The organism is Streptomyces sp. NPDC107654, assembly GCF_055639035.1.
In genome coordinates this window covers 454,270-467,376 of record NZ_JBVKBI010000004.1, presented here as the reverse complement: position 1 = coordinate 467,376, position 13,107 = coordinate 454,270, and the positions used below count along the sequence as shown (strand labels likewise).

Below are 13,107 nucleotides of genomic sequence, written 5' to 3'. Positions count from 1 at the left end.
CCGAGCCTATCCGCCCGCACGGACATCCTCGGCGGGCTGTTCGTCACACTCAGCTCGCCTCCTGTGTGCTCTCCGTCTCACCCGTGAGCAGCCGCTCCAGCGCGGCCCGGTCCGGGAGCCCTTCGGGGCGTACGACCTCGCCGCTGCGTACGTACAGGAAGGAGGCCGTGACCGACTCGAGGGGTATGCCCTGCTGCTCGGCCCAGGCCAGCCGGTACACGGCGAGCTGGAGCGGGTCGGCGGTGCGGGCGCGGTTGGTCTTCCAGTCGACGATCTCGTACGTCGCCCCGTCGCCGTCGCCGTGCCGGTAGACGGCGTCGATGCGGCCTCTGATGACGCGGCCGGCGAGGGTGAGCTGGAACGGGGTCTCGACCCGGTAGGGGGTGCGCCGGGCGTACTCGGTGCGCTCGAAGGCCTCCTTGAGGGCTTCCAGGTCGCGTTCGTCGGCGATCTCGGCGTCGGTTCCGGGCAGTTCGTCCGGTTCCAGCAGGGGCAGGGTCAGCTCCTCGAAGCGGGCTTCCACCCAAGCGTGGAACCGGGTGCCCCGGCGCGCGGCCGGTTGCGGGGGGCGCGGCATGGGGCGCGCGAGTTCCTGCGCGAGCCCGTCCGGGTCCTCGGCGAGCCGCAGCAGCTGGGAGGCGGTGAGGGTGGCGGGCAGGGGCACGTCGGTGACGGTCTGCCGGGCGCGCAGCAGCTCTCCGGTGAGCGCGTCCAGGTCGCGGTCCCAGGAGGCGACGGTGCGGGTTTCCTCCGGGGTGAGGGAGGCAGGGGGCGGCGGCTCGGCGGAACCGGGGCGGACACGGTCCTGCGGGGCCGAGGCCTGGTGGGGGACGTGGGGGACGTGCGGCGCGGCCACGGGCCGCTCGGCGCTCGGGACGTCCTCGCCGGAGTGCGCGTCGGAGCGCTCGTCGTGGGGCGGCGGGCCCGGTTCGGGCGGGAGATCGTCGTACGGCTCCTCGTACGGCTCGTGGACGAACGGGTCGCCGTAGGGGTCGTCGTCGTAGGGCCCGTCGGTGAACGGGGTGCCGTACGGGTCGTCCCCGTACGGGTCGTCGTCCGGTGGCGCGGGCCAGTCCGGGTGTTCGTCGCCGGCCGGGTCGTGCAGGGCGGGGCGGCCGGGGCGGCCGCCTGGGGGCAAGCCCAGGGCGAGGGGCTCGGCGGCGAGGGTCTCCAGGTGGGTGAGGACGGTCTCGGCGGCGGCACGGCGGCGGGCCAGGGCGGCGGCGTCCAGCGGAAGCGGCCACACCTGGTCGGCGCCGGCCGTGTGCAGGGCCGGGTTCTCCTCGTCCTCGGCGGGCTCGTCCGCCCAGACCTCGATCTCTCCGTACCCGGCGGCGCAGTGGTCGTACAGGGCCTTGAGGAAGTCGGAGGGGCCGCGCGGCTTCTTCTGGCTGGGTCCCCACCAGTGTCCGGATCCGAGCAGGAGCGAGCGGGGACGGGTGAAGGTGACGTAGCCGAGGCGCAGCTCCTCGGTGTGCTGGTGGTCCTTCATGGCCTCGTGGAAGGCCTTCATGCCGCGCGCGTCCCAGCTGTCGACATCGGGCAGGGTGTCGGTGTCGCCGCGCAGGGCGTGCGGCAGCACCTTGGCCTGGGCGGTCCACTTCTCGCGGCCCTGGGCACTGGGGAAGGTGCCGGTCACCAGTCCGGGGACGGCCACGACGTCCCATTCCAGGCCCTTGGACTTGTGCGCGGTGAGCACTTTGACGGTGTTCTCTCCGCCGGGCAGGGCGTTGTCCAGGCCCTTCTCGTACTGGGCGGCGGTGCGCAGGAAGCCGAGGAAGGCGAGCAGGGTGGCCTCGGCGTCGCTCGCGGCGAAGGAGGCGGCGACGTCCAGGAAGTTGGACAGGGTCTCGCGGCGGCGGGCGGCGAGCGCGTGCGGCGACGCCGACAGCTCGACCTCCAGGCCGGTGACGGCGAGGACGCGGTGCAGGACGTCCATCAGCGGGTCGGACAGCGAGCGGCGCAGGTCGCGCAGCTCGGCGGCGAGCCGGGCGAAGCGCACGCGCGCGTCCGGTGAGAACGGCAGCCCGTCGTCGTCGCCGTCCTCCAGGGACGCTTCCAGGAAGGTGTCCAGGGCGTCCGCGAGCGAGATCACCTCGGCCGGGTCGACGCCCTCCACGGCGGCGGCGAGCCGGCGGTCCGGATCGTCGGTGGCGTCCACGCGCGCGTGGGCGACGAGCAGACGGGCCCGGCGGCCGAGGAGGGCGAGGTCGCGGGGGCCGATGCGCCAGCGCGGCCCGGTCAGCAGGCGCACCAGGGCGGCGTTGGCGCCGGGGTCCTGGAGGACCTCGCAGACGGCGACGAGGTCGGCGATCTCGGGCAGGTGCAGCAGCCCGGAGAGGCCCACGACCTCGACGGGGACGTCGCGGGCGACGAGGGCGCCCTGGATCTCGGCGAAGTCGGTCGCGGTCCGGCACAGTACGGCGATCTCGCCGGGCGGGGTGCCGGTGTGCACGAGGTGGGCCAGGGAGTCGGCGATCCAGTCGATCTCCTCGGCGTGGGTGGGCAGCAGGGCGCAGCGGACCGTGCCGTCGTACTCGGCGCCGGGGGCGGGGCGGAGGGCCTCCACGCCCGCGTGCATGGCGCGCAGCGGCTCGGCGAGGCCGTTGGCGAGGTCGAGCAGGCGTCCGCCGCTGCGGCGGTTCTCGCTGAGGGCCTGCCGGGTGGCGGGCCGGCCGTCGGCACGGGGGAAGTGGTCGGGGAAGTCGTCGAGGTTCGCGACGGAGGCGCCGCGCCAGCCGTAGATGGCCTGGCAGGGGTCGCCGACGGCGGTCACGGGGTGGCCGGTGCCGCCGCCGAAGAGGCCCGCGAGGAGGACGCGCTGCGCCACGGAGGTGTCCTGGTACTCGTCCAGGAGCACCACGCGGAACTCCTCCCGCAGCAGGCGGCCCACCTCGGGGACGCGGGCGAGGCGGGCCGACAGGGCGATCTGGTCGCCGAAGTCGAGCAGGTCCCGTCGGCGTTTGGCCGTCCGGTAGCGCTGGACGAGGTCGGCGAGTTCCCGGCGGGCGGCGGCCGTCTCGGGGACCTTGCGCAGGTCGGCGTTGGTGAGTCTGGCGCCTTCCAGGGTGCGCAGCAGGTCGGTGTCCCAGGCGCGCAGTTCCTCGGGGTCGACGAGGTGTTCGGCGAGTTCGGAGTCGAGGGTGAGCAGGTCGCTGACCAGGTCGGCGAAGGAGCGGGTCAGCGCCGGGTAGGGGCCGGGGGCCTCGCGCAGGACGCGCGCGGCGAGCTGGTAGCGGGTGGCGTCGGCCAGCAGCCGGGAGCTGGGTTCCAGGCCGATGCGCAGGCCGTGGTCGGTGAGGAGGCGGCCGGCGAAGGCGTGGTACGTCGAGATGACCGGTTCGCCGGGCGGGTTGTCCGGGTCCGGCCAGGAGGCGTCGGCGCGAGGCGCGGTCGTTGCGGGGTGGTGGTCGGGTGACGGGAGGGCGTCGGGGTCGGTGACGCCGGCCTTGACCAGTGCGGTGCGGACGCGTTCGGCGAGCTCGCCGGCGGCCTTGTTGGTGAAGGTCAGGCCGAGGACCTGTTCGGGGGCGACCTGTCCGGTGCCGACCAGCCAGACCACGCGGGCCGCCATCACGGTGGTCTTGCCCGAGCCGGCTCCGGCCACGATCACCTGCGGGGCGGGCGGCGCGGTGATGCAGGCCGTCTGCTCCGGGGTGAAGGGGATGCCGAGGAGCTGCTTGAGCTGCTCGGGGTCGGTGATACGGGCGGACATGTCGAAAGAGGCTAGCGGCGGGCACTGACAGTCGAGGACGAATCGGTCGCTCGGGGCGGAAGAAGCGCAGGTCAGCGCGTGAGGTGCTGTACGTCACCCCGGACGCGGGCAGCTCAGCGGGCCCACTGGCCGCTCCCGGAGCCCGGATTCCGGGACCCGCGCGGCTCGCTCCGGCCTCATGCGGTCGTCCGGCCCCGGGCAGCTCACTGTGGCGGCCCGGAGCACCCGGCGTCCGCGGACGCCGGGCGCGCGGACGCACCCGGCGTCCGCGCGCCCGGGCAGCTCACTCGATCACGTGCCGTCCCTCCGGCCGGGCACTGCACGAGGCGCGGAACGCGCAGTGCGTGCAGTGCTGCCCGGTGCTGGGGGTGAACCGTTCGTCCAGCACCTTCCCGGCGGCGGTGGCCAGCAGCTCGCCGACCCACTCCCCCGCCAGCGGCTCCTGGGTCTGCACCCTGGGCAGGCTGTCGCCGCCGTCGCGTTTGGCGGCGCCCTGGCGCAGATGGACCAGTTCGGCGCCGCCCGGTTCGGGGCGTACACCGTCGAAGGCCTCGTCGACGGCGCCTTCGCGGAGGGCGAGCTGGTAGATGGCGAGCTGCGGGTGCCGCTCCACCTCGCGCGCGGTGGGAGCCTGCTTGCCGGTCTTGAAGTCGACCACGTAGGCCCGGCCCTCGGCGTCCGTCTCCACGCGGTCCATCTGGCCACGGATGCGGACCTGGTAGTCGCCGGCTTCGAGGGTGACGTCGAAGTCCTGCTCGCTCGCCACCGGGGTGCGGCCGGCCCGGTCCAGGACGTGCCAGTTCAGGAGGCGTTCGAGCGCCCCGCGCGCGTTGTCCTTCTCCTGCTGCGACTTCCAGGGCGCGTCGAAGGCGAGCGCGTTCCACACGGAGTCCAGGCGCTCCATGAGGACGTCGAGGTCGGCGGGGGTGCGGCCGGAGGCGACCTCGTCGGCGAGGACGTGGACGACGTTGCCGAAGCCCTGCGCGACGGTGGCGGGGGCGTCGGCCTTCACCTCACGGCCCAGGAACCACTGCAGCGCGCAGGTGTTCGCGAGCTGGTCGAGGGCGCTGCCGGAGAGCACCACGGGCTGGTCGCGGTCGCGCAGCGGCACCTTGCTCTCGGTCGGCTCGAACATGCCCCACCAGCGGTAGGGGTGCGCGGACGGCACCAGCGGGCGACCGTCCTCGTCGGCGAGCGCGGCGAGCCGGGCGAGCCGGTGGGCGGCGGCCTCCCGCAGCGCGGCCGACGCGCGCGGGTCGACGGTGGTCGCGCGCAGTTCGGCGACGAGGGCCGCGACGGACAACGGGCGGCGGGGGCGCGCGGTGACGTCCCTGGGCTCGACGCCCAGCTCGGTCAGGAACCGGGACGGCTGGTCGCCGTCGTCGGCCGGGGCCTTCACGGCGGTGACGACGAGCCGGTCACGCGCGCGCGTGGCGGCGACGTAGAACAGGCGGCGCTCCTCCGCGAGCAGCGCCCCCGGGGTGAGCGGCTCGGCGAGTCCGTCACGGCCGATGCGGTCGGCCTCCAGCAGGGAGCCGCGCCGCCGCAGGTCGGGCCACAACCCCTCCTGGACACCGGCGACGACGACGAACCGCCACTCCAGGCCCTTGGCGCGGTGCGCGGTCAGCACGCGGACGGCGTCGGGCCGTACCACGCGGCGGGCGAGCGTGTCGGCGGCTATGTCCTCGGCCTCGATCTCCTCCAGGAAGTTCAGGGCGCCTCGGCCTCCGGTGCGTTCCTCCGCGCGCGCGGCGGTGGCGAACAGGGCGCAGACGGCGTCCAGGTCCCGGTCGGCGTTGCGGCCGGCCGCGCCGCCGCGCCGGGCGGCCCGCTCCAGGCGCCCGGGCCACGGCGTGCCCTCCCACAGGTCCCACAGCGCCTCCTCGGCCGTACCGCCGCCGGCGAGGCGTTCGCGGGCCTTGCGGAGCAGCGCGCCGAGGCGCTGCGCCCCGCGCGCGTAGGCCGGGTCGTGCACGGCCAGGCGCTCGGGTTCGGCGAGCGCCCGCGCGAGCAGTTCGTCGGACGGGGGCGGCAGCGGGTTTCCGGCGGCCCGCTCCTCCTCGCGCAGGGCGCGTCCGAGGCGGCGCAGGTCGGTGGCGTCCATGCCGGCGAGCGGGGAGGTGAGCAGGGTGAGGGCGGTCTCGGTGTCCAGCCAGCAGGTGCCGGGGGCGGCGTCAGGGGTCCCGGCGTCGTCGGCGGCTGCCTCTCCCGGTGCCGCGTCGCCCTCCTCGGCCGGTGTTGCGTCGCCCTCCGGGGAAGGTGCCGCGCTGCCGTCCGCGGAAGGTACAGCGTCGCCGTTTGCGGCCGGAAGCTCCTCGCCGGTGGCGGGCTGCTCGTCAGTGGCGGGCTGCTGGTCAGTGGCGGGCTGCCCCTCGTCGGCAGGTTCCTCGTCGGCGGCGCGCTGCTCGTCGGCAGGCTCCTCGCGGCGCCGTGTCTCCGCCGTGGCCACCGCGCGCAGGGCCGTGAGCAGCGGGGCCACGGCGGGCTCGTGCCGCAGGGGCAGGTCGTCACCGTCGATGTCCACGGGGACGCCGGCCGCGGTGAGGGCCCGGCGCAGGGTCGGGAGGCGGGAGCCGGCGCGCACCAGGACGGCCATGTCGCTCCAGCGGACGCCGTCCTCCAGGTGCGCGCGGCGCAGCAGGTCCGCGATGTTGTCCAGTTCCGCGCCGGACGTCGGGTACGTGTGGACCTCGACCCGGCCGCCGTCGCGTACGGCGGCCGGCTCCCGGTGGGCGCGGACCTTGTCGGCGGGCAGCCGGGTCAGCGGCATGCGCTGGGTGACGAGACGGGTGGCGGCGAGCAGGGCGGCGCCGGAGCGGCGGGAGGTGCGCAGCACCTCGACGGGGGCGGGGCGGCCGTCCGCGCGCGGGAAGGCCGCCGGGAAGTCGAGGATGCCGTTCACGTCGGCGCCGCGGAAGGCGTAGATCGACTGGTCCGGGTCGCCGAACGCGACCAGGGTGCGGCCGCCGCCGGCCAGGGCGTGCAGGAGCCGGACCTGGGCGGGGTCGGTGTCCTGGTACTCGTCCACGTACACGGCGTCGTACCGGGCGGCGAGCCGGGCCGCCGTCTCCGGGCCGCGGGCGAGCAGGACCGCGCGGTGGACCAGTTCCGCGTAGTCGATCACGCCCTGGAGGTCGAGGGTGTCGAGGTACTCGGCGAGGAAGGCGGCGGCCGCCCGCCAGTCGGGGCGGCCGATACGGCGGGCGAAGGCGTCCAGGGCGTCCGGGCCGAGCCCCAGCTCGCGGCTGCGGGCGAGGACGGCGCGGACCTCGTCGGCGAAGCCGCGCGTGGTCAGGCAGGCGCGCAGCTCGTCCGGCCAGCGCACGTGGGTCAGGCCGAGCCGTTCCAGTTCGGGCTGGCCGGCGAGCAGCTCCCGGACGGTCACGTCCTGCTCGGGGCCGGAGAGCAGGCGCAGGGGTTCGGCGAACCGGCCGCTGTCCTGGTGGGCGCGGACCAGCGCGTAGCAGTACGAGTGGAACGTGGTCGCGCGGGGCGCGCGGGCCGCGCCCATGCGCAGGGCCATGCGGTCGCGCAGGTCGACGGCGGCCTTGCGGCTGAACGTGAGCACCAGGATCCGCTCGGGGTCGCCGCCCCGGGCCATCCGGGCGGCCACGGACTCGACGAGAGTGGTGGTCTTGCCGGTGCCGGGGCCGGCCAGGACGAGAAGCGGCCCGGTGCGGTGGTCAACCACAGCCTGCTGCCGCGCGTCCAGTCGAGGGGGATCCACGACGGCCGGCGGGGTACGGACCAGTCGGTAAGCGCCACGGCTCCCCTGCCGCACCGGGGGGTGCGGCAGGCGACTGGTGGAGGAAGAGGTGCTCACGTGGTTGGCCGGTCCTGGTGGTCGTGCTGGCGGGCGGGCGGTCACGCGCGCGAGGCGGTGACCGCGGGGTGAGGGGGACACGTGCTGCCGACGCTACGCCGCCGCTCCGGACGAAAGCAGGGCTTCCGGTCGTTCCCTCGTGGCACCGGCGCCGCGCGCGTCCCTCACCCCACGAACGTACGGCATGCCTCGGACGTCCCCCGTGTCCCTCGAACGGGCCACAGGTCTGCCCTGGCGGCATCCGATGGCGGAAGCTGTCAGGTGTGACCCTCCGCGTCCGCGTCACCGTCCCATCGGGCCCGTCGCATGTCGAGCCGCGGCAGATGGCCCTCGGTGGTCCTGCCGGCCTGCTTCAGCGGGGTGCCCTCCACGCGGTAGTGGTCGAGCGCGCGCAGCTCGTGCCCGGGCAACAGCACACCGTCGGCACGCACCACACGCCACCAGGGGACGGCGCCGCCGTACAGGGCCATCACCCGGCCCACCTGACGCGGGCCGCCCTCCTCCAGCCACTCGGCGACATCGCCGTACGTCATCACCCGGCCCGGCGGAATCCGCTCCGCGACGTCGAGGACCCGCTCGGCGTACTCCGGCAACGCGTCCGCGTACCCCTCGCGGGCGTCCTGGGGAGGGCTCTGCTCGCTCATTCCCCCCATCCTGCCGCACCCCGCCGGTGTCCCCGCGGGCTGCGCGGGGCACGGCCCCCTCGCCCCCGGGCGGTCCTTCCGGCAGACTGTGCGCCCGCGCATCCGCACCCTGATGCCCGCGTGTGTCGGCGGGGCATGCCACCATCGTGCGGGCGGTGACTGGTGATACGAGACCAAGAAGAGACCACGAAGGAGCAGGGCGTGCACCCCGATGGAGCGGCGGGCACCCCTGACGCCTCCGCGCGCCCCGGTACCGCCCGCACGGGCGAGAGCGGCACCGGCGCGCACCAGGAAGACACCGGTCCGCACACGGACGACGACACGCGCGCGGGGGAAGGGCGACCCGCGAGCCGGGAGGCGGGGGAAGGCGAACCCGCGGCCGGGGAGAAGGACGTCACGCGCGCGAGGACAGAACCCGCGGCCCGGGAGAACGACGCATCCCGCGCGGGGACACGCGACCCCGGAGACCGGGAGAGCCGGGAGAGCGACGCCACCCGCACCGGGACAGGCGCCCCCGGACCCCGGAAGACCGCCGTCACGCGCGCGCGTGACGGCGGCACGGAGGGCCCCGCGGAAGGCGCGTCCGGTCCCGGGGTTCCGCCATCGGACCAGCCTCCGTGCGCCGACGACGACCCGCACGCCGAGCAGGTGGAGGGCGACGAACCGCTGCTCCCCGCGCGTGTGCACCGCCCCTCCGACCTCATGCGGCTCCTGGTGGGCGTGCTCGCCATCGCGGTGCTGCTCGCGATCGCCGCGTTCGCGCACGGCACCACCTCCGGCCTCGAACAGGACATCAACAAGGGCACCGGCCAGGCCCCGGACCTGCTCATCAAGATCGCGGGGCTGGCGTCCAGCATCGCGATCCTGCTGGTGCCGGTGGCCTTCGCCATCGAACGGCTGATCAAACGGGACGGGCTGCGCATCGCCGACGGCGTTCTCGCGGCCGTCCTGGCGCACGGGGTGACCCTCGCCACCGACCTGTGGGTCGCCCGGGCCGCCCCGGACTCGATCCAGGAGGCACTCACCCAGCCCTCGCCGGGCGACATCCACGCCCTGACCGACCCGGTGCACGGCTATCTGGCCCCCGTCATCGCCTACATGACGGCCGTCGGCATGTCCCGCAGACCCAGATGGCGCGCGGTGCTGTGGATCGTGCTGCTGCTCGACGCGTTCTCGATGCTGGTCACCGGCTACACGACCCCCTTCTCGATCATCCTTACGGTCCTCATCGGCTGGACCATCGCCTACGGCACCCTGTACGCGGTCGGCTCCCCCAACGTCCGCCCGACCGGCCAGACCCTCATGGCGGGCCTCAGGCACGTCGGCTTCCACCCGGTGTCCACGGCCCGTGAGGAGGCCGTGGACACGGAGAACGGTGACCGGGGCCGGCGTTACTTCGTCACCCTGGAGGACGGCCCGCCGCTGGACGTCACCGTCGTGGACCGGGAACAGCAGGCGCAGGGCTTCTTCTACCGCGCGTGGCGCAATCTCACCCTGCGCGGCTTCGCCACCCGCTCCAGCCTCCAGTCGCTGCGCCAGGCGCTGGAGCAGGAGGCGCTGCTGGCGTACGCGGCGATCGCGGCGGGCGCCAACGCGCCCAAACTGATCGCCACCTCCGAGCTGGGCCCGGACGCGGTCATGCTCGTCTACGAGCACACCGGCGGGCGCACGCTGGACTCGCTGGCCGACGAGGAGATCACCGACGAGCTGCTGCGCAACACCTGGCACCAGGTGCGGGCGCTGCAGTCCCGGCGCATCGCGCACCGCAGGCTGGCCGGGGACGCGATTCTGGTGGATCGTTCCGGCAGAGTGATCCTCACCGAGCTGCGCGGCGGCGAGATCGCGGCCGGCGAGCTGCTGCTGCGCATGGACGTCGCCCAGCTGGTCACCACGCTCGGCCTGCGGGTCGGCGCCGAGCGGGCGGTGGCCTCGGCGGTCCGCGTGCTCGGTCCGGACGCCGTCGCCGACTGCCTGCCGATGCTCCAGCCGATCGCGCTGACGCGCTCCACGCGCGCGACGCTGCGCCGGCTGGCCCGGGAACGCGCCCAGCGCGAACGCGAGGCGGTGCTGGACGCCTCCCGGCAGGCCAAGCAGGCCCGCCCGGAGGAGGCGTCCGAGACGGCGCCGCCCGCCGTGGACAAGCCCGACAAGAAGACGGTCCGCGCCGAGCAGCGCGCGGAGAAGCGTGCCATCGACGAGGCCGTCGAAGAGGCCCGCGAGGAGGACCTGCTCACCCAGATCCGGCACGAGGTCCTGCGGATCAGGCCGCAGGCGCCCGTGGAACCGGCCCGGCTGGAGCGGATCCGCCCCCGCACGCTGATCAGCTTCATCGCCGGTGCGATCGGCGCGTACTACCTGCTGACGCAGCTCACCCACATCGAGTTCGGCACGCTGTTCGCGCAGGCCCAGTGGGGCTGGGTGATCGCCGCGGTGCTGTTCTCCGCGCTCAGCTACGTCGCCGCGGCGATGGCCCTGCTGGGCTTCGTACCGGAGCGGGTGCCGTTCCCGCGGACCGTGGCGGCGCAGGTCGCCGGGTCGTTCGTGAAGATTGTGGCACCGGCCGCGGTCGGCGGTGTGGCCCTCAACACCCGCTTCCTGCAACGCGCCGGCGTACGGCCGGGGCTCGCGGTGGCGAGTGTCGGTGCCTCCCAGCTGTTCGGGCTCGGCTGCCACATCCTGATGCTGCTGTCCTTCGGCTATCTGACCGGCACCGAGAAGACCCCCTCGCTGTCGCCGTCCCGCACGGTCATCGCGGGCCTGCTGACCGTGGCCGTGCTGGTCCTCGTGGTCACGTCGGTGCCGTTCCTGCGGAAATTCGTCGTCACGCGCGTGAGGTCGCTGTTCGCCGGTGTCGTGCCGCGCATGCTCGACGTGCTGCAGCGGCCCCAGAAGCTCGTCACCGGCATCGGCGGCATGCTCCTGCTGACCGCCTGCTTCGTGATGTGCCTGGACGCCTCCATCCGGGCCTTCGGCGACGGGTCGGTGTCGCTGAGCATCGCCAGCGTCGCCGTCGTCTTCCTCGCCGGCAACGCGCTCGGATCCGCGGCGCCCACCCCGGGTGGCGTGGGCGCGGTGGAGGCGACGCTCACCGTCGGTCTGATCGCCGTGGGCCTGCCCAAGGAGGTCGCCGCCCCGGCCGTGCTGCTGTTCCGGCTGCTGACCCTGTGGCTGCCGGTGCTGCCGGGCTGGCTGGCCTTCAACCACCTCACCCGGAAGGGAACCCTGTGAGGACACCGCGGCCGGGCGAGCGTCCCGCCGGGTGAGGTAGCTCGTACGGCCCGTGCCCCGCGCGCCCCGGCGCGCGCGCCCCCACGATGGGAGCATGGCGAACCGCTCCGGGCTGCGTGCCGTCGCGCTGACCACCACCGCTGTACTGCTCTCCGTTGCGCTGGCCGGTTGCGGCGGCAAAGAGGAGCACGGGGACCTCACGGCGCAGCAGCTGGACTGGCAGGACTGTGCGGCGCCCTCCGACGCGGAGGGCGGCGGCAGCGCCCCGTCCCCGCTGCCGGGCGGCGCCAAGTGGCAGTGCGCCACCATGAAGGCGCCGCTGGACTGGGGCAGGCCGAAGGGCGACACGATCGACATCGCCCTGATCCGCGCCCGGGCCAGTGGTCCTGCGAGCAAACGGATCGGCTCGCTCGTGTTCAACTTCGGCGGCCCGGGCGGCAGCGGCGTCAGCACGCTCCCCGCGTTCGGCTCCGACTACACCGCCCTGCGCACCCGCTACGACCTGGTCAGCTTCGATCCGCGCGGGGTCGGCCGCAGCGCACCGGTGGAGTGCGAGAGCGACGCTCAGTTGGACGAGTACTTCCAGCAGGACGCCACCCCCGATGACGCCGCCGAGCGTGCGCAGCTGCTGCAGCGCACCCGGCAGTTCAACACGGCCTGCGAGAAGAACTCCAAGAGGGTCCTCCCGCATGTGCGCACCACCGACGCGGCCCGCGACATGGATCTGATGCGGCGGGTCCTCGGTGACGACAAGCTGCACTACTTCGGCATCTCCTACGGCACCGAACTCGGCGGCGTCTACGCCCACCTCTTCCCCGGGCACGTCGGCCGGGCCGTCCTCGACGCCGTCGTGGACCCCACGGAGAACCCGGAGCAGAGCGCCCTCGGCCAGACCAGGGGCTTCCAGCTCGCGCTCGACAACTTCGCGAAGGACTGCACCTCGAAGACCACGGACTGCCCGATCGGCGACACCGAGCAGGACGTGAAGGACCGCATCGCGAAACTCCTCGGCGACCTGGAGAAGAAGCCGATCCCGGGAATCTTCCCGCGCCAGCTGACCCAGACGGCCGCCACCAACGGCATCGCGCAGTCCCTGTACTCGAAGGACTTCTGGCAGTACCTCACCGAGGGGCTGGAGGAGGCGTACGACGGTGACGGCAGGATCCTCATGCTGCTGTCCGACTCGATGAACGGCCGCAACGAGAACGGCGAGTACAGCAACCTCACCGCGGCGAACATCGCCATCAACTGCTCCGACGACAAACCGCGCTACACCACGGACGACGTCCAGCGGGTTCTGCCCGAGTTCCGCGCCGCATCCCCGCTGTTCGGGGACTACCTGGCCTGGGGCATGGTCAGCTGCACCGACTGGGCGGTGCCGGGCGCCGCCGACCATCCCGACGTCCGCGCACCGGGAGCGGCGCCCATCCTCGTCGTCGGCAACACCGGCGACCCGGCCACCCCGTACGAGGGCGCGCGGAAGATGGTGGACGCGCTCGGCAAGGGTGTCGGCGTCGAGCTGACGTACAAGGGGCAGGGGCACGGCGCGTACGACAGCAAGAACAAGTGCGTGCAGGGCGCGGTGAACGGCTACCTCCTCGACGGGAAGGTGCCGAAGGCCGGCACCGTCTGTTCCTGACCGACCCCCCTGAGAGCGGGAATCCGCAGGTCAGACGGCTATCCACAGGCTTCCGTAC

General features: G+C 74.1%; 5 protein-coding genes. 2 read left to right on the top strand and 3 right to left on the bottom strand.

Translation table 11 applies throughout. The features are described 5' to 3' along the window. Positions 1 to 49 precede the first annotated feature (49 nt). From ACZ7N4_RS10370 to ACZ7N4_RS10360, 3 genes are all read right to left on the bottom strand, one after another. Positions 50 to 3,715, bottom strand: a complete 3,666-nt coding sequence (locus ACZ7N4_RS10370) for an ATP-dependent helicase (protein ID WP_471356033.1) — start codon at positions 3,713 to 3,715, stop codon at positions 50 to 52. A gap of 283 nt (positions 3,716 to 3,998) precedes the next feature. Continuing rightward, complete coding sequence (locus tag ACZ7N4_RS10365) at positions 3,999 to 7,538, bottom strand: ATP-dependent helicase (RefSeq protein ID WP_471356030.1); 3,540 nt, start codon at positions 7,536 to 7,538, stop codon at positions 3,999 to 4,001. A gap of 257 nt (positions 7,539 to 7,795) precedes the next feature. Further along, positions 7,796 to 8,182, bottom strand: coding sequence for an MGMT family protein (locus tag ACZ7N4_RS10360; RefSeq protein ID WP_471356027.1), 387 nt, complete (start codon positions 8,180 to 8,182; stop codon positions 7,796 to 7,798). 201 nt (positions 8,183 to 8,383) lie between these two features. Here ACZ7N4_RS10360 and ACZ7N4_RS10355 point away from each other — a divergent pair, with 201 nt between their 5' ends. Together ACZ7N4_RS10355 and ACZ7N4_RS10350 are read left to right on the top strand one after the other, a co-directional pair. Then, positions 8,384 to 11,410 carry a lysylphosphatidylglycerol synthase domain-containing protein gene (locus ACZ7N4_RS10355; RefSeq protein WP_471356025.1) on the top strand — a complete coding sequence of 1,009 codons (3,027 nt, stop codon included), beginning with the start codon at positions 8,384 to 8,386 and terminating at the stop codon, positions 11,408 to 11,410. 94 nt (positions 11,411 to 11,504) lie between these two features. After that, on the top strand, positions 11,505 to 13,049 hold the full coding sequence (locus tag ACZ7N4_RS10350; RefSeq protein WP_471356023.1) for an alpha/beta hydrolase: 1,545 nt from the start codon (positions 11,505 to 11,507) through the stop codon (positions 13,047 to 13,049). Positions 13,050 to 13,107: the final 58 nt, after the last annotated feature.